The sequence below is a fragment of the Paenibacillus sp. JNUCC-31 genome, from assembly GCF_014844075.1.
Taxonomy (GTDB): domain Bacteria; phylum Bacillota; class Bacilli; order Paenibacillales; family Paenibacillaceae; genus Paenibacillus.
On sequence record NZ_CP062165.1, the window covers coordinates 947,350 to 970,631 of the forward strand.

The window sequence follows — 23,282 nt, forward strand, 5'->3', positions numbered from 1 at the left end:
GTGATTCATTATAATTCATGAACAATCTTGTATTCATATCCTTGCTCAACCAGAAACATCTGACGACGTAATGCAAATTCTTGTTCCTTGCTGTCTTCCGATACAAGTGCATAGAAATAAGCTTTATTTTCTCCGGACTTCGGCCTTAGAATCCGACCCAATCGCTGGGCTTCTTCCTGTCTTGAACCGAAGCTTCCTGATATTTCAAGCGCAACAGCAGCATCTGGCAGATCTACAGCAAAATTGGCGACCTTGGATACGACAATCGTTTTGATTTCACCACGTCGAAAGGCTGCAAACCATTTCACTCGCTCTTGCTGAGACATCGTACCAGATATAAGTGGAGCATCAATTTCCCGGGCAATGGTCTCAAGCTGATTCAAATATTGTCCAATAACAAGAGATGGCAACCCCCGATGACGTTCCAGTATCTTTCGGATTACAGCTAATTTGGCCGGATTTTCGGCGGCAATACGAAATTGATGTTTGACCTCTGCTTCCAAATAATTAGATCTCAATTCAGTTGAAAAAGGGACACGTATTTCCTGGCATTGTACATCTGCAATCCAGCCTTGCTGCTCCAATTCCTTCCATGGCATGTCATATAACTTCGGACCAATAAGTGAAAATACATCTTGCTCACAACCATCTTCACGCACCAATGTTGCGGTCAATCCCAGCCTTCGTGTAGCTTGAATATCTGCCGTAGCTCGAAATACAGGTGCTGGCAGCAAATGTACCTCATCATAAATAATCAGCCCCCACTGACGTTCACTGAGCAATTTGATATGGGTAAAATCAGCATCCTTGGACTTTCTGTGCGTAAGAATCTGATATGTAGCCACAGTCACTGGTCTCACTTGTTTTTTTTGACCGGAATACTCACCAATCTGTTCACTGGTTATGGTTGTTTTATTTTGTAATTCCTCAATCCATTGCCGCACAGACGTGGTGTTAGAGGTCAAAATAAGGCATTCACATTGCAGGCGTTCCAGTACGGCCAATCCAATAACCGTTTTACCTGCCCCGCATGGCAACACAAGCAGACCACTCCCCCCCATACCCTCGCTGCCTTCAAAAGCATTCACAGCGTCTTGCTGATAAGGACGCAACTCAAATTGTCCTGAATGTGCGCTTGTATCCTCTTGCCAACCAAATGGAAGACTTGTTCCATTCCTGTATCCTGCATAATCCAGCACTGGATAACCCAAACGGGTCAATTCACGCTTCAGCAGTCCGCGCTTCTCCCCGTCCAACTCAAGCTCATGAGGATCGACACGTTCCATCCGGAAAGCCGAGATCGTCTTCATGCCGCTTAATTCATCCAGCAATCGCTCATCTTCACTGACAAGACGCATTTTGCCCTGACCTGTGTCAGACTGCAATTTCAACTTTCCATATTGATCCACAATTCTTCGGATATCCTGAATCAGGGCGGCAGGAACATTCCAACGGGACACTGATTCCAGACTCGCAATCACTTGATCAGCGCTCCATCCCAGTGCGGCGGCATTCCATAAAGACAAGGCCGTGATTCGATAGGTATGAAAAGCCGCTGGTGTCTTTACCAGTTCGGCATACATTCCCAGTTGAGCTCTGGCCTGATCAAATCCGGGATGGCCCACTTCAAGCAATACTGTAAAATCCCGCTGAACAATACAGGCGTCCGTTTTCTCCATTCCGCTTCCCCCTAATTAAAAAAAGTATCTATTCCTGTGAATAAGAGGCATCACAAAAAGTCCAATTCCGGTGTCTTCCGAAAATGAACCTATACAGTACAGCAGCTCAACCTTGACTTAACCTCTACAAAGACCATACCAAAAAAGCACCCTGCTCATACCTTGGTATGAATAGGATGCCCAACTGCATTCAAATCATTCGGCTGTATACCCCTTAGCCATGGCAATAAATAGCTTCACAGCATTTTGCATGGCATCTTCATCAAAGTCAAACTTCGGATGATGATGCGGATAAATCGCATTTTTCTTCGGATTACCTGCTCCGACAAACATGAAACAGCCAGGAATCCGCTGCAGATAGTACGCAAAATCTTCAGCGGGCATCATCATGGGTGACTTCTGTACAGAGTCTGCCCCGAATACGTCCACTGCTTCCCGAAAGAAACGGGCCGTTTCCTGCTCATCATTGACGACTGGAGGATACCCCATAATATAGTTCAACTGAGTCTCTGCACCATAGATTGCTCCTGTCTGAGCAACAATCGTATGAACACGTTCTTTCATGATACTGCGCGTCTCTTCGTCGAAGGTTCTCACCGTACCGGTCAATTTGCATAATTCGGCGATGACATTCTGTGCAGAACCGGCCTGCATCGTTCCAATGGTTAACACCGCTGGACGCAAGGGATCCACCGAGCGACTGACAACGGTCTGCAACTGCATCACCAGAGCAGAGCCAGCCACCAGACTGTCCACTGTAGACTGTGGCATGCCGCCATGTCCACCTTTTCCTGTGATCTCAATATAGAAGTCATCTGCCGCTGCCATCATCGGTCCTGGTGTACTCGCAGCCACGCCCACAGGAAGCGGGGTCCACAGATGAATGCCATAGATGACATCCACCCCTTCCAGTCCGCCGTCTGCAATAACCTTGAGCGCGCCACCTGGAAGCAATTCTTCTGCTGGTTGGAACAAAAAGCGTATCTCACCCTTGATCTCATGTTTATGGCGACTAAAATAAAGTGCCGTTCCCAGCAAAATGGATACATGCCCATCATGGCCGCAGGCATGCATGGCTCCTGCATGTTGTGACGCATATTCAACGTCCTTCTCATCCTGGATCGGAAGTGCATCCATATCCGCACGAAGCATCACGACAGGCCCTGGGTTATCCCCCCGAATGGTTCCAATAACCCCATGCCCGCCCACGTGACGTTTCACTTCAACGCCAAAACTCTCCAGCATACCCGCTATAAAAGAGGATGTCTTCTCCTCATGAAAGGAAACCTCAGGATTCCGATGAAGATGACGACGCCATTCTACCATGTGGATTTGCAAATCATCCCACCATATATTGTTTGTCATGTCTCTCCATCCTTTCGCTCTCTGAACGGGACTTTCATCAAGCCCGAACCTTCCTCTTGAAACCTATTGCTGTATATTGTAGCAGAATTGGAAGAAAACCGATACGAATGACCCCTGGAAAGCTTGCACGGGAAGGGGAAACATACTATCATAAACTAGAGAAAAGAACGAGATTTATACTCTCGGAAGCTTATGAGGAGGATCAGACGCTTATGATTTTTGAGAATACAGGCTTGGATGGCTTGAAGAGCGACTTGGCATACCTGGATGAGAGCGCCGAGAAAGTCGGATTTGTCCGGTGGCAGTGGGAATATTATCGTGCTACATATGATTACAAAATTGAAGATGAACAAACCAAATCGGAATACTTTGTACGTATTAATACCCGTGCGATCGATGGCAAACTCGAAAAACCGGATACGGTTCTCGCGGTTGAAGCTGTTTATCTTGGAAAAGCAACCTTCCCGCATGGCCTGGATTATGACTCTACCGTACCGCAGCCAGTCGTGAAGCTGGCGGCCCAAAAATTACAGCAGCTTAAAGAACTGCTGGAAGCTTAGGCTGGGCCGAATCATGAAACAACAAACGGCCCAAACGAAAACGAAGAGAGGCACGCCGGATTTCCAACTGCTAATCCTCACTTTATTGTTGGTGGGCTTCGGACTGGTGATGGTATTTAGCTCCAGTTCCAGCATTGCAATTGCAAGCAAAAGTTTTAACAATGATGCCCTGTTCTTCACGAAAAAACAACTACTGTGGGCGGTTCTCGGTTTAGTGGGCATGTTTTTTGCCATGAACATCCGATTTAACAAATACAAAAAGCTTTATGCACCGTTTTTCCTCTTTACCACGGTGATGCTATTAGTTGTTTTGGTTTCAGGTGCGATGTTGAACGGTGCACGAAGCTGGATTCGAATCTTTGGATTCAGCGTCCAGCCCGCCGAGTTTGCCAAAATCGCTATCATTTTGTACCTGGCTGCACTAATTACCAAAAAAGGGGAACGGTTCAGGGATCTTAAGACAGGGTACATCCCTGTGCTGGTCATTGTTGGATTCATTGCGGGACTGATCATGCTGCAACCTGACTTTGGTACATGCTTCATTCTCGTGGCTACATGCGGCCTTGTCATCTATGCAGGCGGGGCCAGCATGAAACATATTATGGGTTCCATTCTGCTGGTTGTGCTCGGAGCCGCATTGGCACTGGGAGCAAATGCCCTGTTTTCCTCCGTATCTTCTCCAGATACGACAAATGGCTCAGCTACAGAAGCAACAAAGAACTACAAAATCGATCGGATTCATGCGTTCCTTGATCCATTATCCGAGAAAACTGGAGGAAGTCTTAACCTCTATCGCTCCCTGGTGGCAATTGGGGATGGGGGCATCACTGGCTCTGGTATCGGGCAAGGTACGATGAAGCTGCATTATTTGCCGAATGCCTATAATGACTTCATTTTCTCCGTCATTGGGGAAGAGCTTGGTTTTATTGGAAGTGTCCTGTTTCTGCTGGTCTACCTGTACTTCATCTGGCGAGGAATTATCGTATCCCTCCGCTGTCCAGATCCATTCGGGACACTAGTCGGTATTGGGATTATGGGATTAATCGCGATCCAGGCATTTATCAACATCGGGGGCGTAACGCAAACCATTCCGGTGACCGGGGTTACTCTTCCGTTTATCAGTTATGGCGGTACCTCACTCTTTGTAATGATGGTGGCGATGGGCATCGTGCTCAGCATCTCACGCACTAATAATCTGGACGTCATCAAGGAAGAGAAAACGAAGTCAGTGACGGTTCAGACATCACGTACCTCTCCCGCGCTTCGTTCACGTGAATCCATTCGTCGAATTCGGTAATGAGAAGTAAACGTTATTCGAATGGTTTTTGAACCAAGTCCAGATGAAAGCAACCAAAAAGACTTCGCATCCTATTTATTCGATGCGAAGTCTTTTTGGTGTTGTCTATCTCGATGAAGAATCGGTAGATGTACCGTTGTTCTTCCCTTACGGTTAGTTAAAGTTTACAGGTCGTCGCCTCTGAAAGATACGCCTTCTACCTTTACATTAACTTCAACAACACGTAATCCGGTCATGGTCTCTACCGCTTCTCGAACATTCTGCTGGAGCATGCGAGAAACTTCATGAATCGGTGTCTCGTACAGGACGATGATGCGCAGATCAATGGCTGCTTCCAGCTGGCCGACCTCAACGCCTACGCCTTTCTGTACGTTTTTACCGCTCAGGCGCTTGGCCCAGCCCTCTGACAATCCTCCAGACATTGCGGCAATTCCGGGCGTCTCCATCGCAGCCATTCCGGCAATTTTCGCCACTACGTCATCGGCAATCCGGATGTTTCCGCCCTCCAGTTGAAGTTGTTCTGCCATGCCACATCCTCCTTCACTTCGTTACTCGTATTTTAAATCCTTTCCACCCCAAAAAGCAAATTAAACTCGAAAAGATGCGTTTACAACCTACCACGATTTGGTTATATTGAAATATGAAAATAATCTCATACGAATTTTTATGATGATGTTTAAAACAAAATAATCAGTTAACCGAGGTGTTTGTTGTGAGAAACCGGATTTCATCCATTTTGCTGATTGTTACTTTTGCACTCAGCGCCGTCGCCCACTACATGAAATGGGATTCGATTCTACAGTTCGTGATATCAGCCATTTCGGTTATTTTCGTAGCCGGTTTTCTAGGCAAGGCTACCGAAAATGTAGCCCATTATGCCGGTCAGCGGCTGGGCGGATTTCTGAATGCTACCTTCGGCAATGCCGCCGAGTTGATCATCGCCATTTTCCTTGTTAAAGAAGGACTATTTGACATGGTTAAAGCGAGTTTGACTGGTTCTATTATCGGTAACCTGCTGCTGGTGCTCGGTTTAAGTATTTTTGCTGGCGGACTCAAATTCAAAATTCAGAATTACAATGTATCGCTTGCCGGTCTGAACGGCTCCCTGATGATTGTAGCTATCATTGCTCTGTTTATTCCAGCCGTCTTCCTGAACACCCATTCCATTACACAGAAGGATACGAATACACTCAGTCTCATTGTCGCAGGATTGCTGATTCTTGCCTACATCGCCTGGTTGCTTTTTTCCATGGTGACTCACAAGAACTATCTTGCCGATGTCACAGAGGATAGAGATGAAGAATTACCACATGAACACGCACCGGAGTGGTCGAAGAAAAAATCGATTCTCTATCTCGTTCTGGCAACAGTCATGGTTGCTTTCGTCAGTGAATGGCTTGTGGGTACGCTTGAAGTGTTCACCGAACAGTTTGGCCTGAGTGAGCTGTTTGTCGGCGCCTTCCTCGTTGCCATTATCGGTAACGCCGCCGAGCATAGTGCAGCCATCATGCTTGCCATGAAAAACAAGATCGGCGCCGCCGTGGAAATCGCGGTTGGCAGCAGTTTGCAAATCGCACTCTTCGTTGCACCTGTTCTGATTTTTGTCAGTTATTTCATGGGTAATACGATGAATATTGTCTTTACAACGATTGAACTGGTTGCCATCGGTGTATCCGTGTTTATAGCCAAGTCCATCACTCAGGACGGTTCAACGAACTGGTACGAAGGTCTGCTCCTGTTAGTCGTGTATATCATTCTGGGCGTATCGTTTTTCTTGGTGTAAACCCGCTCAGCACTTCCCCATCTTAGGTAATTTAGCGTAAGAGGCAGCCGAAAATACATTTTCGGGCTGCCTCTTTATTTATCACTTCGCCTCCAGTACATCAGACTACCCATTTCATTTCAAACGTACAAAAAAAGCATGCAAACACCTGCATGCCTTCTATTCTGACCCACGCTATTGCAGGCTATTGCTCATTCTTCTTATTCAAAGCTTCATATAGAATTGCCAGATTCCGCTCAAGCGCGCTAACCAGCTGCTTACCTGCACCTTCTGGAAGAAGCCCTGCACGAACAGCAAAATCAACTTCCTTGGAGAACCCATACATCTGTGTATCCAGTACTTCCTCATAGAGAGGGCAGTAGCGGGTAGCCAGATTCTCCATCTGTACTTCTATAAGCTTCTGTATTTTATCTGCATCTTCTTGAAGAAGACTGATCGCTTTCAAGTGCAACTGGTCCTGCAGATCAGATGAAGTCATGCATTTTTCCCCCCTATGTCCCAAAATCGCGTAAAGACGTTCTACCTCTAATATTAGACGAAATCAGGAGCTAATACAAGAACCTGACCAAAATAAGCATACAACCTGAAGACCACTATTCCTGCCTAATCCCCCTATTTTCCGGAGGTCTTGCCGGATACCCGAATTATCTCATGCAAAAAAAGCACCTCTGCCCATTATTGGCAGAGATGCTTCCTCGAGTCATTACTCGGATGCGATACTTACATTCAGTCCATGCTTGGCAAATACTTCTGACATGGCTGCTTTGGCTTCTGCTGCATCCGGGCCATGAACATGCAGTTCATAGCTGTGCGTGCTGATTAACGTTGTAAACAGCCCAAGAATACTTTTGACATCGATATACTTGTTCTCTGAATGAAGCACGATTGAAGAAGTAAACTTGCCCGCTGTTTGAGCAATTTCCACTACCGCTGCATTATTACTCGACATAGGAATCCCTCCGTCTTTTCACTTTTGGTATCATCTATTAATTACCACTACATGATACCGTGAATCCGCTTTCCTAGCAACAGCAAAATGCTGTTCCTACTTCAGACGGTCTGGATTAAGGCATTCCAGCTCAGGAATCACGAAAATCCCGTCTTTACGGATCAACACATCATCAAAATAAATTTCGCCACCACCGTAGTCCGGGCGCTGGATTAATACCAGATCCCAGTGAATGGAGGAACGGTTTCCATTGTCTGTTTCTTCATAGGCCTGCCCTGGTGTAAAGTGCAAGCTGCCTGCGATTTTTTCATCAAACAGAATGTCCTTCATCGGGTGCAGGATATGTGGATTGAATCCAATGGCGAATTCACCGATATGACGAGCTCCCTCATCTGAATTCAGAATTTCATTAAGACGTTCTGTGTCGTTGCTCGTTGCTTCAACAATTTTGCCGTCCTTGAACGTGAACTTGATATTCTCAAAAGTAATTCCGTTATACAGCGTTGGCGCGTTATAACTAATCGTTCCGTTCACGGAATCACGTACAGGAGCGCTGTACACTTCGCCATCCGGAATATTTTTTTGGCCAGAACATTTCTCTGCACCGATACCTTTAATGGAGAAGCTCAGGTCCGTTCCTGGTCCAGTGATACGCACTTTGTCTGTGCGTTTCATCAGGTTGGCCAGGGAATCCTGGGCTTTGTCCATTTTGGCATAATCCAGGTTGCACACGTCAAAGTAGAAATCTTCAAACGCTTCTGTGCTCGTATTCGCCAGCTGCGCCATGCTTGCATTCGGGTAACGAAGCACAACCCATTTCGTATGTTTAACCCGCTGCTCACTATGTACAGGATGGGAATAAAGTGAATTGTACATTTTCATTTTTTCTTCCGGTACATCGGACAGATCGTTCACATTTTCTCCTGCACGAATACCGATGTAACAGTCCATTTGCTTCATCCGGTTCAGATCAATCTCTGCCCAGGTTTTCATCATGTCTTCTGTCGCACTTTTCAGCATCGCACGCTGTACCGTCTTGTCTGTCAGCTGTACAAAGACGTTACCACCTTTTTTGCCTACTTCTTCAATAATTGCATTCATCAGATCACGTTCCGTGCCGATCATTTCAACCAGCACATTTTCGCCGGGCTGTACATCTACAGAGTAGCCCACCAGATTGGCTGCGAGCTTCTGAATTCTTGGGTCCTTCATCTTGTAAACTCCTCCTGTCATCTGCCATCTTTGAATTGAACAACGGTAAATTACGATACTATTGTAGCATGCTACAACGATCCCGTCAGCAGGCAGTCACTCAAACTCGTTTACTCATAAGACCTGAAATTTACATCAGTGACAAGTGCTTCTTTGTTGCTTTTGTTGTTCATGTCTTTATAGTCCACCTGGCTTTCCGAGGAAAGTCGCAAAGGCAAGCTGGTTTTGCGATCCACCGTAAGATGATATACCGTCTGTACGTTGGCCTGTTTCATCATCTGTTCCATCGACGTTTCTCCTTGCTCCCACACTTTATTCAAGTCTTTCTCCAGCTTCTCCTGGCTCGCCCCCTTCACCCTACTGGCCTTGTGCATATACTCTGCACGTATCGCATTCATCTCGTCATGAAGCTGAGCGAGTGCCCAGGTTTTGGCGTCTTTGGGCGCAAGTTCAATCCGCAATATTTGGGTTCGGCGACCTGAACCGTACTCGGACTTAATCGTTTTGTTCAACCGATCGATACTTTCCATTTGAGCGATTGGATTAAAACGGGAAAGCGAACCGCGCAGGGGTTCGTGTTCGGCTGTTAAAGCCATCCACTGTCCTTGTTTTCGTTCAAATGAAGCGCTAAATCCGCTCGGTTGACCGTTATTGTTCACAGCGGCGGCATTCACCCCTTTTACTCCTGTTCCGACAGCAGTCACAGCTCCAGGCAGCCTCGTTTGCAAAGTCAGTCGATCATGATTCTCAAGCTTGCCTTCAAATTTGAACTGATTCTCGAATAGTCCGCTGCTCTCACGCCGCAGTCCCGCCTCTCCATCAAAACTCAACGTTTCTTTACCGGCAATCCCCGACAGTGCCCGTGAGAATAATTCCTCCGGACTCTGATTTCGCTGCAGCAGACCGCAACCAGGAGCACACACCACCACAATACTCAGAATCAACAATAACCCACGAACATACCGACGGTTCAACATGTTCTACTTCACCCTTTCGTCAACTTTCTCCATAGCCTGCCCCTCCCTTATTTGCTTATACTTCCTTCCTTTGGCATTACTGCTTCCCAAAATAAAGAGAGGACGACTCCTCAAACGGAATAGTCCTCCCTTAGCGTGTAACTTCGTGTTCTTCCACGACAATCCGGTTTCGACCGCCATGCTTCGCACTATACAGAGCCATATCAGCGCGGTAAAATAACGATTCCACACTGACCTTCTCATCCATCCAGTTCCATTCAGCAATACCACTGGATACGGTCACGGAAGGCCTTGTCTCTTCGGCCACCCTCCTGCGAATGATTTCGGCATATTCTAGTGCCTGACGAGAACCAATCTGCGGCATATAGATGGCCAGTTCTTCCCCGCCCCATCTGGCTGAGATATCACCAGGCCGAACAGAACTTGTTACAATATCACTCACCTGTTTCAATACCTGATCACCCGTTTGGTGCCCAAACGTGTCATTCACCTGCTTAAACTGATCAATATCTACCACAACCAGTGAACCACAGAATTCATTCGTCTGCCGTTCATGGATCACACTATCCAGGTAATGCCTCACATACAACCCTGTCAGCATATCCAGGTTCGCCAAACGTCGCACCTCGGCATGAAGCGTCGCATTGGAGAGTGCAAGTCCGATATGAATGGACAGCATCTGGAGCAGACGGTAATTATCATACGAAAAATATTGCTTTTTCGTATGTCCCAGTAAAATTGCCCCCTTCACTTCACCATTTACCCGAAGGGGCGACGCCATCAATGACATGGAGCCAGTGAGATCCATGAATACCGAAGACACCTTATCGTATTTCCCATAATCAGACAGAATAAGCGGTTCTTCTTTCTCATAGAGCAAACCTACAATACCGTAGTCCACCGGGAAAGATTTGCGGCATATTTCATGCACATTGGATGACATCACTTCAAATTGTTTTGTACTGTCGTTCAGTTGAAGGATACAACACGTTTCAGCCTGAAAAATGTCCTTCAACTCCTGCTCGGAGAATTGATAAATTTCCATTAGTTGCAAGCTTTTATTCAAGCGTTGCGTCAGATCATTGATTAGACGAAGTTCTTGGATTAACATATTCGATTGTTCATGCAATTTGGCATTTTCAAAGGCTGTCCCTGCTGTATCTGCCATCATGGTGATGAGTTTCAGATCGGAATCTTCCAGTAACTCCTCATTCATTTCAATATGGAATACACCATAGATGCCTTGTTTTCCTTTTAGTGGAAGGCCTACTTCCAGAATACGCTGTTCCCCTTCGTCTGACCGAACAATGATAAGCTTGCCCTCCATAAACGAACGAACACAGATATCTTCTCCCCGTTCATGAACAAGCAATGGTTTGATACGGGGATTGAAGCTGCTCTGATCCTGAGACATGTACAGTTTCATGCAAGTGGTTGGATATAAATAATCAATACTGTCAAACACTTCATCCAGAATTGCATCTACATCCATTTTGTCATGCATCCGTTGAACGATCTGGAAAAGAATCGATCTTCGGTGTTCTTCTCGTGCAGTTTGCTCATGAGCACGTAACAGATCCGTCATAAATATGTATTCAAATCTTCGGTAAAAGCAGGTACGAAAATGCATTGCCTCCGATCGAACAACGGCTTTAGACGTTTCATATTGATTTTGCTCGTAGGTTATTGCAGTAAATACAGCGAACATATCCTGATTTGTCCTGGAGAACAGCGGCTCCGCAAGGAGAAGGAACTCTCCATGTTCAGTGGAACCCCGCAAGGACTGTGCTTGTCCTGATTCAAGGCATTGTAATACCGTGGGATATACATCCAGCTCCGGAGACTGCTCATTATCGTGCCCCATGCAGATGCCTTCCGTATTCCATACGTTATAAGTCATTGGAGATCTGTCTGCGTTTGGCTGACGCTGGGTTTGCCAATCGGTATATGCTTGCTGTAACAAACTTCCCAAATATGAAAAATCAAAAGGTGTGATGTCCATTTTTTGCATCCAGAATACATGCTCTTCGTGAGGAGCGACAGAAGATGCGGAATCGCCCGAACTTCGCGAAATCAAGCTGGCTGGTATGCTTCTTAGATGTTCTAACATGTCAGGCGCTCCTTTGCACCGTTTTTGCATCCAACAAATCGGATGCATTAATCTGCAGACGTTATCGCAAACCTGCAAATCCTATGCGATAACCTTAATGTACAAGATCATTTAAAGTTAAGATACAATCTATTTTACTCTCTTTAAAGGTTTTTTGCATCCATATTTCAGAAAATTGTCCCATTATTTTGGGCCTAATGACCTATCGACAAATTTAGACGTTTTTTTTCGTTTCTCACACGCTTGACTTTGCTTCTAGTAAACTGTAATATAAATTGTTGATGAAGACTACTAATGGGTCTTTAAATTTGGGCATTACCGGTTGTGTCACCCTCATTCTTTTTGTTGCTTTCAGGACAGCGGCTGAACTTTCCTGATCGTTCTATGCGAGGCTTGGCCCGCATCAACAAATTGGAGCGCAAACAGAGCCCTATATGAACTTAACTAAAAAGGAGCTACTTTAAACATGGCACGTTACACTGGTCCTAAATTTAAATTGAGCCGTCGCCTCGGCATTTCCCTGAGCGGAACAGGCAAAGAATTGAAACGTCCTTTCCCTCCAGGTCAGCACGGAGCAAACCAACGGAGAAAAATCAGCAACTACGGTATGCAGTTGCAAGAAAAACAAAAATTGCGTCACATGTACGGTTTGGGCGAGAAGCAATTCCGCACTCTCTTTGCTAGAGCGCAAAAAATGCAAGGTATCGCGGGTGAAAACTTCATGTTCTTGCTTGAGAGCCGCCTTGACAACCTCGTTTACCGTCTTGGTTTTGCTAACTCCCGCGCAGGTTCGCGTCAGTTGGTATCCCACGGTCACGTAACTGTAAACGGCAAAAAAGTCGACATCGCTTCTTACCAAGTAAGCACTGGCGACGTTATTAGCCTGCGTGAAAGAAGCCGCGGTCTTTCTTCCGTTAAGGAAGCTTTGGAAAACCGTTCGCATCTTCCTGCATACGTAGAATTCAACGATACAGCTCTGGAAGGTAAATTCATTCGTTTGCCTGAGCGTTCGGAATTGTCCCAAGACATCGACGAAAAACAAATCGTCGAGTTCTACAACCGTTAATCGTTGCATTTTATTAAAGCTTCACGGCAAACAGCTGTCCGAGATTTCTCGGCAGCTGTTTTTTTATGTGTTTTTTTAGTTGCATATACATAATAAACCCCAAGTAAACCCTCTACCCACCTACCCGTCATAGCCACTTTGCAGACAGGCAACTTCCATGTTTTACTGAAATTCTTCAGGGTTTCTCATGATATTTAATTTAATTTCGCATGATATATATCATTATGCAAGAAAGAATGGCAATTTTCGACCATTGCTTGTATTTCTCAGGCATGCAAACCCGCCTTTTTATGCTATAATAAGTGCTGTTAAAAGGAGGAAGACACTGAATGGTTGATGTTAATAAGAAAAAGCCTGATGAACAGCCTGCCCGCAAGCGCAGTTTTGCCCGCAGACTGGGTAGTGTCGTCAAATGGATAGTTGTCCTGGGATTCATGGGGGTGCTATTTGCAGGAGGTGCTTTGATGGGTTACGTCAGTTCCATTGTGAAAGACGAACCCGTCCGGTCAAGGGCCCTGATTGAACAGAAAGTCAGCGAAAACTCCATCACAGGCTTTGCTTACTTTGCCGATGGCAGTCCGATCGGCCAATTACGAACAGAAGAAGACAGGCGTCCGGTCAGCTTTGACCAGATCCCGCAGAAAGTTATTGATGCTGTTATTTCGATTGAAGACAATCATTTTTACGAACATAAAGGTGTAGACATGAGCGGAACGCTCCGCGCTGTGAAACAGAAAGTGCTGAAAGAATCTGTTCAAACGGGCGGCAGCACACTGACTCAACAATTGGCCCGGCGTGTATTCCTCAATCTGGATCGAACCGAGGACCGGAAAGTGAAAGAAATATTACTTTCGCTCCGACTCGAACGTTTCCTGACCAAAGACGAAATTATGACAGCGTATTTGAACAAGGTTCCTTTTGGTAACGGCTCCAGTGGATATAATGTATATGGAGTCAAGGCAGCTGCCAAAGGGCTGTTCAATATTAATGATTTGAGCAAATTAAACACAGCTCAGGCTGCTTATCTTGCAGGATTGCCTCAGCTCCCCTCCTCTTATTCTGCCTTTAATGGAAAAGGCGACTTTGTTGAGGACAATTTTGAGCGTGCAATCAATCGTCAGCATCTGGTCTTGCGTCGTATGCTGGAACTGGCCAAAATTGATCAAACCGAGTATGACGAAGCTCTTGCTTTTGATATCAAAAGTTCTCTCGCACCCAAAACCATCAAAGCTTACAACACTTATCCATACCTTATGATGGAAACGGAACGACAAGCTGCTCAGATTTTGATGAAACAGCTGAATTCGGATAAAGCTGAAGGCACGGATGCCACTGCGGGTACAGCCAAGGATTCGGATACCGATACACCACAAAAAGAAAGCGGCGCCCTGCTGGAAGAAGCCCAGATGCAGTTGCGTACAGGTGGATACCGCATCTATACAACCATTAACAAAAGTGTATACAAAACGATGCGTACCATTGCCGAAGATGACAGTAATTTTTCAGCTGACGATTCCGTGAAAGGAAAAGAACAGACTGCTGCCATACTCATCAATCACAAAACGGGTGCTATTCTTGGCATGATTGAAGGCCGGGATTTCCAGGATGAACAGATGAACTATGCAACCCAGATGATGCGTCAGCCAGGTTCGACCATGAAACCTATTGCCGCATATCTGCCTGCATTGGATGAAGGTCTTGTTCAACCGGCCTCCATTATCGATGATTCACCGATCATTCTGAAAGACGGCCCGAACGGATTCCATATTCCGAAAAATGCCAACAATCGTTACCAAGGACTCGTGACAGCCCGCCGAGCACTGAACTACTCATTAAATGTACCTGCTCTGAAGCTGTTCAACGAAGAAGTCGGGATCGACAAATCATGGGCTTTTGCCAAGAAGCTCGGAATCACCACCATCCAGAAGGATGACTACCAGGCCCAGACCGGCGTTCTTGGAGGTCTTCAGTACGGTGTAACCGTTGAGGAGCTCACTAGTGCGTATGGAGCCATAGCCAACAACGGTGTATACAATGATTCCTATATGATCAGCAAAATTGTAGACTCCAAAGGAAATATTGTATATAAACACGATGCAGAACCTGTTCAGGCCTTCTCTAAACAGACCGCATACCTGATGACAGATATGCTCCGTACCGTTATTACGGAAGGAACGGCAGATAAAGTCCGTGAAAATTACAAGTATTTCAAAAGTGTGCCGATCGTAGGTAAAACGGGTTCAACCCAAAACTATGCGGATGTCTGGTTCGAAGGCTACACGCCAGATGTCACACTGGGAGTTTGGGTTGGATACAAACAGTCAGTAAACACACTGGAAACCAAATCACAAAAGAAACGCGCTCAGCAACTATGGACCCAAATCATGAATCAAGTCATTGCCACAGACAAAGAAATGTTTGTCACGGATTCATTCAAGAAACCATCCGGGATTGAGACACGAACTGTATCAGCTTATAGTGGCAAATTGCCAACTTCGTTGACAGACAGATATGTCACCGATATTTTCAACAGCAAATTTGTGCCGAAGGACAGCGATGATGGTGTCGCCAAAGCCAAGTATATCACCTACAATGGTGTAAACTACATTCCGCGCGATCAAACACCTGGAGACATGACGAAAGAGAAAACGGTTGTTAAACGCAAGAAACCAATCTCTGATCTCATCAAAGAATTGCAAAGCGCTTTCTCACGGATGAGTCGTCACGAATCACTTGGGTATTACCTGCCGGAAGATGCGGATGCCGACATGCCGACACAGATTGATCCAAGAACGGATAACGGCAAGGCACCAGATGCGCCAGGCAATGTAAGAATATCCGTTGGGAACGGTAACGCCGTGATTACGTTTAACGCCACACCGGAAAGTGATGTCGTCGGATATCGTCTCTATCGCTCCGTCAATGGTGCCGGATTCCAGAATCAGGGGCAGGTTGTCCTGACAGGTGAGTCCAGATCATTTACTGCATATGCACAAGGTGGAAACTTTGCGTTCTACGTCACTGCAGTGGATGTCGCTGGTCGTGAGTCTGCTCCTAGCGCAGCAGTTAGCAGCGCAGGAGTGGCAGAACCTCCTGCAGATGAAGAAATAAAAGAACCGATTACTGTTCCGGGAACCGTAGTTACCCCGGAAGATTCCGAGAATGGAAACACCGCAACGACGGCTCCGGCTGCTCCTGGTCAGGTCAGCGTTACGGCTCTCTCGCAAGGACTGCGCATTCAGTGGGCATCCAATCCTGAAGCGGATGGCGTCCAAAGTTATGCTGTATATTATAGTGAAACGGGCGCAGATCCTTACACCAAAATTGGAACGACTTCAGGTACTTCCATGGATTACGGAGTGCCTGCATCCACAAGCGGATGGTTCAAAGTATCCGCCAGCAACAGTGTAGGCGAATCTGAACCGTCCGGGGCCGTGCATTTCCAACCTTAATACAGAGTTATCAAGATTCCACTTTTAACCCCATTCTCGCATCTTGAGGATGGGGTTTTGTTTTGCATGGATACCCAAAAGCAAAAGCCTGATCCGCAATGAGACACGGATCAGGCTTTGAATTGGAATCATGGGACAGGCAGACGTGTTGCATCCGCTGGTTTATTCTTTAGTCTTCAATGGTCGACAGGTCACCCGTTGGCAGATCCAGCTCCCAGGCTTTCAGGACGCGGCGCATAATCTTGCCAGAGCGGGTCTTCGGCAGTTTATCCTTGAACTCAATCTCACGCGGAGCGGCGTGAGCAGACAAGCCCTCTTTTACAAATCGATAGATCTCTTCCTTCAGCTCAGGTGTCGGCTCATACCCCTCACGGAGTGCCACAAAGGCTTTGATGATCTCCCCCCGAGTTACATCCGGCTTACCGATTACGCCCGCCTCTGCTACTGCAGGATGCTCTACGAGCTTGCTCTCCACCTCGAAGGGACCAATCCGTTCACCAGAAGAGTTAATCACATCATCAATCCGGCCCTGGAACCAAAAGTAGCCATCTTCGTCCATATAAGCGGAATCTCCGGATACATACCAGCCAGAGAGTCGGAAGTATTCTTCGTATTTGGCCGGGTTATTCCAGATCTTCGCCATCATGGACGGCCAGGATGTGCGAATAGCCAGGTTCCCCATACTGTATGGCGGCAGTTCCTGTCCTTTATCATCAATAATGGCGGCTTCAATTCCCGGTAATGGACGACCCATGGAACCTGGTTTAATTGGCATGCCTGGATAGTTACAGATAAGCTGTGCACCCGTCTCCGTCATCCACCATGTATCGTGAATTCGCTGTCCATAGGCTTTCCAGCCCCAACGGACAACTTCGGGATTAAGTGGTTCACCTACGGACATGACGTGACGAAGACTGCTCAGATCATGCTGGGCAATGGTCTCTTCGCCCGCCCCCATTAACATTCGGAAAGCAGTCGGTGCACTGTACCATACGCTGACTTTATTTTTCTCAATGGTGCTGTACCAATCTTGCGGACTAAAACGTCCCCCACGTATAACATTGGTCACGCCATTCAGCCAGGGTGCAAAAATTCCATAAGATGTGCCCGTAACCCAACCAGGATCAGCGGTGCACCAGTATACGTCATCTTCGCGCAGATCGAGTACCACCTTGCCGGTGTAATAATGCTGAATCATCGCATTCTGCACATGATATACACCTTTCGGTTTGCCTGTAGAGCCGGAAGTATAGTGAATCAGCAGACCGTCTTCACGGGTCAGCCATTCCACTTCCATATCATCCGAAGCCGCGGACATCTCTGCATCAAAGTCGATGAGTCCTTCTTCCGTTTGCGGACCTCCACCCACAACAAAAATATGCTTGAGTTCCGGCAATTCGGAACGTTTGATTCGTCCCAGCAATTGGGGAGTCGTCACCAGTGCCACAGCTCCGCTATCCTCCAAACGGTCCTTCACCGCAGTCTCCATAAAAGCTTCAAATAACGGACCTACAACAGCCCCGGCTTTCAATGTGCCCAGCAGACTGAAGTAGAGCTCAGGACTGCGAGGCATAAAAATAAACACGCGATCGCCCTTGGTTACCCCATATTTGCGAAGAACGTTACCGAAGCGACTCGACTGCTCACTTAAATCAGCAAATGTATATGCCTCTTCCCGCGAAGCATCACTGTATAAAAGTGCTATTCTTCCGCCTCTTCCTTCCAATACATGACGGTCTATCGCTTCATGCGCCATGTTGACTTTTCCGCTGGCGTGCCACGTAAAGTGCCTTTCAACCGATTCCCAATCAAACCGGCTTCGGGCCTCCGTGTAATCGCCCAGATTAGATTCAGACACAACCGTTTGCAGCATCTCACCATGTGCTTGACTCATGCTTGCCAGCCTCCTTCAACTCGACATCTCGATTCCCATTATGGGTCACTTCTCATTGCCTTTGTGTTGACTGAACTTCCAGTTAGCGCTTACATTAGTAGAGAGAACTTCTCATCATGTACTTGCCAGGCCAAACCGATGAATCCAAACTGCTGTTGATTTGTGAACATTTTTTGTCTACGCAATTATAGCAAATCTTTTCAATCATCGTCTATGGCTTTTCAAATTTTTGGTTTTTTGCTATAAATATGTGTTCATAAAGATCGGTTTTCAGTACCAAGAAGATGGGATGAAGCTAGAAAGGGAGTAGCGGAGCGTAGGGAAAACTACGTGAGCAACTACAATGTTTCCGAAGGAAACATACTTCGCAAGCATCCGCTTATTTCGGCTGAATTCCATATTCGATGCTGATGATGCCACTAGGCATCCTTCGTAATCAAAAGCGGACTTTTTGAACAACCTCTATAAGTAGGGGGAGAGAGGAGCATGAACTATGGAGCATATCAAGGAGTATCATATGCGTTCCATCTTCAAGTCCGGCCACCGAATCACCATTGAAGGACCCGTTCAGGCCGAGACGATTAAGCAGCTTGAATTTCATGCAGATCTGGATGCCTTCAGACGCCCTTCGGAACAACAGGAGGCATTGGCCGAAATTGCCGCATTGCCCGAAGGTCGAATCATCATTGCACGGGAAAATGAAACCATTGTCGGCTACGTAACGTTCCATTATGCAGATGAATGCGAACGTTGGTCCGAAGGCAATATGACCGATCTGATTGAGCTGGGTGCTATTGAGGTTGCAGATGCCTTTCGATCGCTGGGGATTGGACGGGAAATGCTGCTCACTGCGTTTGAAAATGGACAGATGGAGAAATATATCGTATTTACAACAGAATATTACTGGCATTGGGATTTGAAAGGCAGCGCCCTTTCCGTATGGGATTACCGCAAGATGATGGAAAAATTGATGGAAACCGTAGACATGACCTGGTACGCCACGGATGATCCGGAGATCTGTTCTCATCCGGCGAACTGCCTCATGGTTCGCATCGGCAACCAAGTGCCCTTGGAATCCGAGGAACAGTTCGACCGGGTGCGATTCCGCCATCGTTTCATGTACTGATTACGAATCCAATATGTATGATTTCAGAAAATGTATACATAGAAAAACCGCCTGTTCATGAACAGAGTCATCACGGATGAACTGTTATGAATACGCGGTTTTTGTTGTCTTTTACCCTTTAATCATGCCCAACATATGCATCCGTAAGAGGGTTACATATGTTCCAGCATATGTTCCACAATACGGTGGGAACGCCGGGAAGACTCCACCGTGAACTCGGCAAAGTTCACATGTGCTGATCCATCCGCTTTGTCAGACATGGCGCGAAGGACAACGAACGGAACACGGTTCATGAAACTGACCTGGGCTACGGCAGCCCCCTCCATCTCCGCGCAGGCCCCATCCATTTCGGTATACAGCATGTTCACCGTATCCTTGTCAGCAATGAACTGATCTCCTGACAGCACTTTGCCGATCAGATAGTTCGCTCCCTGCGCTTTGCAGGCTTCTTCAGCCAACGCGATAAGTGATGCTTCCGCCGGGAATGCAGACGTCTCCTGGTAAGGGATAACCCCGCGCTCAAATCCAAGTGGTGTCACATCCATATCATGCTGTACACACACCGACGAGATGACCATATCCCCAATGTTCAACTCCGGATTAACTGCGCCTGCGACACCTGTGAAAATAATACGGTTAACCTGGAAACGATCAATCAAAATCTGTGTCGTCACAGCCGCATTCACTTTACCCACACCTGACTTGCAGACCACAATCTGCTTACCCAGCCATTCGCCTGCAACATAGGTGATTCCGGTTTGTTTTACCGTCTCTAATTGCTTCATACCAGCCAAGAGAAGTTCTACTTCCTCATCCATTGCACCAATAATGCCAATTGTTTCCCGCATGTTCTAACCTCCTGTTATGCATTCTGTATGTTGAACCTGGACTCGTTTCCCTCCAAGTGTGTTTTCCGTTTACGTGCTGAGCCCCATCCAGCACAAAAGCTCCGTTTCCGGAGCTTTCGTAATTCCACTATGTAGAGAGAATGCCTTCTCCCTTTCTTATTTAAACTACATCTGCATGGCTTACAGACAGACGAAGAATTGTTTCATGCGGCAAAATAACCCGTGGGTTCTCCACATTTTCTTTCTTCATCAGCTTGGTCAGCAAACGCATCGCTACAGCGCCCAAGTCATACATCGGTTGAGCTACAGTTGTCAGCTGAGGACGGACCATGGAAGCCATACGAATGTTATCCACACTGATGATGGAGAAGTCATCCGGTACTTTCAGACCTTCATCCTGAATGCTGTGAATAGCACCAATTGCCATCTCATCTGTTGCTGCGAAAATCGCCGAAGGTTTTTTCTTCAATCCGAGGAAATACTTCATCGCTTCCACACCAGACTCATAACGATAGTTACCAATGCGTACGAGATCTTCCTGGTATTCCATACCCGCTGCTTCAAGTGCTTTCTTGTAGCCTTGGAAACGAGCATAACCGTTGGCAGGATCTTGCAGTGTACCACTGATCATTGCAATTTCCTTGTGTCCATGACGGATCAAGGTATTTACAGCGTCAAATGCCGCAGCTTCATGATCAATATCTACAGAAGGGTACGTGCCCTTCTCGTCACTTGTTGCACAGAGAACAATCGGCACAGCCGCTGACTGGAACGCCTGAATATGCTCGTCCGTCACTGTTCCACCCATGAAGAGCAGACCGTCCACTTGTTTCTCCAACAACGTGTTAATTACACGAATTTCTTTTTCTTTCTTCTTATCCGCGTTACACAAAATAATGTTGTAGTGATACATATTCGCGATATCTTCAATCCCGCGGGCAATCTCTGCAAAGGTTGAGTTCGAAATGTCCGGAATAACGACCCCGACCGTGGTTGTCTTCTTGCTCGCCAGACCTCTGGCTACCGCATTCGGACGATATCCGAGCCGATCGATGGCTTCATATACTTTTTTGCGTGTTTGTGGCTTAACATTAGGGTTATTATTAACAACCCGTGATACCGTTGCCATAGAGACACCAGCTTCACGTGCCACATCATAAATGGTTACCGTCACAGTACTTCTCTCCATTACCAGTAAATTTTCATACCATTTTCATTAAGATTTATATTACGACAAATTTATGCATTAATCAATTAAAATAGGCTTTAGGACTCACGCAGTGCATTCGTGATTGTGGTTGAAGTAATATTCGAATGGGAAGTATGCCATACAGGAATTCCCTTTTTGACTAGAATCGCCTGCGGAGATTCGTGCTTAACACCCAGCTTATCCGCTGCTTCATTGGACACAGGACGGTCTTCCACTACATAAATGATCCCGTATTGCACCTGTTCACTTGGACTATTTTGCAAATAATCGTTCATCTCCTGATAGGCACTCGCGCTGATCGGACAGCGTGTACTGTGCTTAAACAGAAGCAAAGGTTGATCCTCGGTAGCCTCCACTGCGGAGTTTAGCTGTTCAATACTTGTCATTTTAGTCATGTCAGCCATTTGATATACATCCCCCTTTACCAGGATTACCGCTATGTTGAGCGTTTTCACTCTACGATATCTTAACAAAAAGAGAGCAAAAAAGCCAATTTTCATGAAAACAAGCATTTTACACGTCAAAATTAGACAGCATTCGAGAAGTGCGCCTGCCATACAAAGCCGGATAATTGCCCCAATCTGCGCTCCGTTGTCTCAATCCACTCTGCATCGCCGGATTTCTGGGCGTACCCCATAATATCCAGAAGCAGATTAATGCGTTCTTCTACAGCATGCTGCATCCGATGTTCCATCTCGCGATCTGTAGCATCAGGCCAGGCCAGCAACTGTTCATGCAGGAGGTCTGCAAGTTCATTTCGCTCCCCAAACGATACATCCTGTTTCGCAGGCTGTTCTCCCAACGTACTGATGCACGCTTTCAAATCCGGCTTGACCGGCTGAAGCACTTCGTAGGAAACACAATCTGTACACGCAAATACAGGTACGTTACGAATCTCCACTTTTTTGGCGTATACCACCGTTCTTAATTCCAGTTCCATTACATGTCCGCATCTGCACGTCTTACGCACAGTCATCACCTCACTCGTTCTATAGCTCTTATATAGATATCATTCGACCTAATTCCGCTCAAATCCTGCTATAAACCATAGGTTGCACAAATTACCACTGTCCCCAGATGAAGGTTGTCGAATGTAGGGATTCATTGCATTGTAATCGCTTGCGTGGTTGGAGAACATGCATGACAATGAAGTCACCATGAGAATCTGTTACAATAAAGACGCTATGTGCTACTTACCGTAAAAGGAGAGATGATGATGAGACTAACAGGCAAAAAAGTCATCGCCCTGGTCGATGAAGAATTCGAAGATCTGGAACTGTGGTATCCGGTGCATCGTGTTCGCGAAGAAGGAGCCGAAGTGCATCTCGCCGGAGAGAAAAAAGGCAAAACCTACATCGGTAAATATGGTGTTCCTGCAGAGGCGGAATACAGTTTTGAAGAACTCGACAGCTCACAATATGATGGAATTCTTGTACCCGGAGGCTGGGCACCGGACAAGCTGCGACGTTATCCCAAAGTACTTGAACTCGTCAAGGAAATGCATGCGGATCAGAAACCCATCGGTCAGATCTGTCACGCAGGCTGGGTATTGATCTCTGCCAAAATACTGGACGGGGTTACCGTCACTTCTACCCCGGGAATCCGGGATGACATGGAAAATGCCGGAGCCATCTGGAAAGATGAAGCTGTTGTCGTAGATGGACACATCATTTCGGCTCGTCGTCCGCCTGACCTTCCTCCGTATGGCAAAGCATTTTGTGATGCCCTTGCTGAAAAATAAAGAAAAAACCCAT

At 46.5% G+C, this 23,282-nt stretch carries 20 protein-coding genes; 7 read left to right on the forward strand and 13 right to left on the reverse strand.

All coding sequences use genetic code 11. The features are described 5' to 3' along the window. Nucleotides 1-8 precede the first annotated feature (8 nt). Nucleotides 9-1,679 (reverse strand): DNA repair helicase XPB, encoded by a 1,671-nt coding sequence (locus tag JNUCC31_RS04045; RefSeq protein ID WP_192268744.1) that lies wholly within the window; start codon nucleotides 1,677-1,679, stop codon nucleotides 9-11. 195 nt (nucleotides 1,680-1,874) lie between these two features. Continuing rightward, nucleotides 1,875-3,044, reverse strand: coding sequence for a M20 family metallopeptidase (locus JNUCC31_RS04050; protein WP_192268747.1), 1,170 nt, complete (start codon nucleotides 3,042-3,044; stop codon nucleotides 1,875-1,877). Nucleotides 3,045-3,256: 212 nt separating this feature from the next. Between JNUCC31_RS04050 and JNUCC31_RS04055 the strand changes: the two genes are divergently transcribed. Beyond that, nucleotides 3,257-3,604 carry a YugN family protein gene (locus JNUCC31_RS04055; RefSeq protein ID WP_053784292.1) on the forward strand — a complete coding sequence of 116 codons (348 nt, stop codon included), beginning with the start codon at nucleotides 3,257-3,259 and terminating at the stop codon, nucleotides 3,602-3,604. A gap of 13 nt (nucleotides 3,605-3,617) precedes the next feature. Then, complete coding sequence (gene ftsW / locus JNUCC31_RS04060) at nucleotides 3,618-4,901, forward strand: putative lipid II flippase FtsW (protein ID WP_192268749.1); 1,284 nt, start codon at nucleotides 3,618-3,620, stop codon at nucleotides 4,899-4,901. A 164-nt stretch (nucleotides 4,902-5,065) separates the two neighbouring features. Here ftsW and JNUCC31_RS04065 read toward each other — a convergent pair whose 3' ends face one another. Next, the gene (locus tag JNUCC31_RS04065) at nucleotides 5,066-5,428 is read right to left on the reverse strand and encodes an Asp23/Gls24 family envelope stress response protein (protein ID WP_024631137.1); all 363 of its coding nucleotides are present in this window, start codon (nucleotides 5,426-5,428) and stop codon (nucleotides 5,066-5,068) included. Between the two features lie 185 nt (nucleotides 5,429-5,613). On the opposite strand from JNUCC31_RS04065, the gene cax reads away from it, so the two are divergent. Next, a complete protein-coding gene (cax, locus tag JNUCC31_RS04070) occupies nucleotides 5,614-6,684 on the forward strand; it encodes a calcium/proton exchanger (RefSeq protein WP_192268751.1) in 1,071 nt (356 codons plus the stop codon). Between the two features lie 184 nt (nucleotides 6,685-6,868). On the opposite strand, the gene JNUCC31_RS04075 is transcribed toward cax, so the two are convergent. The 5 genes from JNUCC31_RS04075 to JNUCC31_RS04095 form a co-directional block, all read right to left on the reverse strand. Further along, nucleotides 6,869-7,162: an Fpa/YlaN family protein gene (locus JNUCC31_RS04075; RefSeq protein WP_024631139.1), complete on the reverse strand. Its 294-nt coding sequence runs from the start codon at nucleotides 7,160-7,162 to the stop codon at nucleotides 6,869-6,871. A 225-nt stretch (nucleotides 7,163-7,387) separates the two neighbouring features. Continuing rightward, complete coding sequence (locus JNUCC31_RS04080) at nucleotides 7,388-7,633, reverse strand: HPr family phosphocarrier protein (RefSeq protein WP_062324243.1); 246 nt, start codon at nucleotides 7,631-7,633, stop codon at nucleotides 7,388-7,390. Nucleotides 7,634-7,729: 96 nt separating this feature from the next. After that, a complete protein-coding gene (locus JNUCC31_RS04085) occupies nucleotides 7,730-8,845 on the reverse strand; it encodes an aminopeptidase (RefSeq protein WP_192268753.1) in 1,116 nt (371 codons plus the stop codon). Between the two features lie 110 nt (nucleotides 8,846-8,955). Continuing rightward, entirely contained in the window at nucleotides 8,956-9,822 is an 867-nt protein-coding gene (locus tag JNUCC31_RS04090) for a hypothetical protein (RefSeq protein ID WP_192268755.1), read from the reverse strand. A gap of 130 nt (nucleotides 9,823-9,952) precedes the next feature. Then, entirely contained in the window at nucleotides 9,953-11,932 is a 1,980-nt protein-coding gene (locus tag JNUCC31_RS04095; RefSeq protein WP_192268757.1) for a sensor domain-containing diguanylate cyclase, read from the reverse strand. A 466-nt stretch (nucleotides 11,933-12,398) separates the two neighbouring features. Between JNUCC31_RS04095 and rpsD the strand changes: the two genes are divergently transcribed. Together rpsD and JNUCC31_RS04105 are read left to right on the forward strand one after the other, a co-directional pair. Further along, nucleotides 12,399-12,998 (forward strand): 30S ribosomal protein S4, encoded by a 600-nt coding sequence (gene rpsD / locus JNUCC31_RS04100; protein ID WP_062324239.1) that lies wholly within the window; start codon nucleotides 12,399-12,401, stop codon nucleotides 12,996-12,998. A 329-nt stretch (nucleotides 12,999-13,327) separates the two neighbouring features. Then, on the forward strand, nucleotides 13,328-16,450 hold the full coding sequence (locus JNUCC31_RS04105; RefSeq protein ID WP_192268759.1) for a transglycosylase domain-containing protein: 3,123 nt from the start codon (nucleotides 13,328-13,330) through the stop codon (nucleotides 16,448-16,450). A gap of 169 nt (nucleotides 16,451-16,619) precedes the next feature. On the opposite strand, the gene acsA is transcribed toward JNUCC31_RS04105, so the two are convergent. Then, nucleotides 16,620-18,344 (reverse strand): acetate--CoA ligase, encoded by a 1,725-nt coding sequence (acsA, locus tag JNUCC31_RS04110; RefSeq protein ID WP_192268761.1) that lies wholly within the window; start codon nucleotides 18,342-18,344, stop codon nucleotides 16,620-16,622. Nucleotides 18,345-18,837: 493 nt separating this feature from the next. Between acsA and JNUCC31_RS04115 the strand changes: the two genes are divergently transcribed. Next, a complete protein-coding gene (locus JNUCC31_RS04115) occupies nucleotides 18,838-19,470 on the forward strand; it encodes a GNAT family N-acetyltransferase (protein WP_192268763.1) in 633 nt (210 codons plus the stop codon). Between the two features lie 152 nt (nucleotides 19,471-19,622). On the opposite strand, the gene JNUCC31_RS04120 is transcribed toward JNUCC31_RS04115, so the two are convergent. The 4 genes from JNUCC31_RS04120 to JNUCC31_RS04135 form a co-directional block, all read right to left on the reverse strand. After that, nucleotides 19,623-20,318, reverse strand: a complete 696-nt coding sequence (locus JNUCC31_RS04120) for a 5'-methylthioadenosine/adenosylhomocysteine nucleosidase (protein ID WP_192268765.1) — start codon at nucleotides 20,316-20,318, stop codon at nucleotides 19,623-19,625. 160 nt (nucleotides 20,319-20,478) lie between these two features. Continuing rightward, entirely contained in the window at nucleotides 20,479-21,492 is a 1,014-nt protein-coding gene (ccpA, locus tag JNUCC31_RS04125; RefSeq protein ID WP_024631149.1) for a catabolite control protein A, read from the reverse strand. A gap of 92 nt (nucleotides 21,493-21,584) precedes the next feature. Then, nucleotides 21,585-21,932, reverse strand: a complete 348-nt coding sequence (ytxJ, locus tag JNUCC31_RS04130; RefSeq protein WP_192268767.1) for a bacillithiol system redox-active protein YtxJ — start codon at nucleotides 21,930-21,932, stop codon at nucleotides 21,585-21,587. 122 nt (nucleotides 21,933-22,054) lie between these two features. Further along, complete coding sequence (locus JNUCC31_RS04135; RefSeq protein WP_192268769.1) at nucleotides 22,055-22,468, reverse strand: hypothetical protein; 414 nt, start codon at nucleotides 22,466-22,468, stop codon at nucleotides 22,055-22,057. Between the two features lie 273 nt (nucleotides 22,469-22,741). On the opposite strand from JNUCC31_RS04135, the gene JNUCC31_RS04140 reads away from it, so the two are divergent. Next, nucleotides 22,742-23,269 carry a type 1 glutamine amidotransferase domain-containing protein gene (locus JNUCC31_RS04140; RefSeq protein ID WP_192272721.1) on the forward strand — a complete coding sequence of 176 codons (528 nt, stop codon included), beginning with the start codon at nucleotides 22,742-22,744 and terminating at the stop codon, nucleotides 23,267-23,269. Nucleotides 23,270-23,282: the final 13 nt, after the last annotated feature.